General features: G+C 58.5%; 1 protein-coding gene. It reads left to right on the plus strand.

Annotated elements, in window-relative coordinates:
• On the plus strand, positions 1 to 607 hold a 607-nt coding region (locus PDO_RS17230), incomplete at both ends, for a pentapeptide repeat-containing protein (protein ID WP_007604856.1).

A 607-nucleotide genomic window follows, 5' to 3' on the forward strand; every position in this document is an offset into this window, starting at 1 on the left:
GAAGATTTTAAGGCAACCGGAGGGGAAAACAACAGACTAGGCAAGACGGATGCTGAGCCTACTGCCGCAAGAGAGTACTGCGCGCAGGGGCAACCCAAGGACGCGAATCTAAGCAACGGGGTCTTCGCTGGGGCGGATCTCGAGCAGGTTCGCCTCGCGGGGGCAAGCCTCGAAGGTGCGGATTTCACTGGGGCGAACCTCACCGGGGCGGATCTCCGCTGGGCCGACTGCGATGGTGCGAATTTCACTGGGGCGAACCTCAAGAGTGCGGATCTCCAGCATACGGATCTCACTAATGCGAACCTCACTGGGGCGAACCTCACTGGGGCGAACCTCACTGAGGCGAACCTCACTGGAGCGATCCTTAAGGAAGCGAGGCTGGACAAGGCGAGCCTCATTCAGGCAATTAAGCAGAAGGCAAACCTCCAGGGCGTGGATCTCAGCGGGGCGGATCTCACTGATATGAATCTCAGCCGTGTGGACTTCACAGGAGTGAACCTCAAAGGGGCTATCCTCAAAGGAGCTATCCTCACTGGGGCTATCCTTAAGGAAGCGAGGCTGGACAAGGCGGGCCTCATTCAGGCAATCGCGCAGGAGTTAAACCTCC

It is taken from the genome of Rhizobium sp. PDO1-076 (genome assembly GCF_000247475.1).
GTDB lineage: Bacteria > Pseudomonadota > Alphaproteobacteria > Rhizobiales > Rhizobiaceae > Allorhizobium.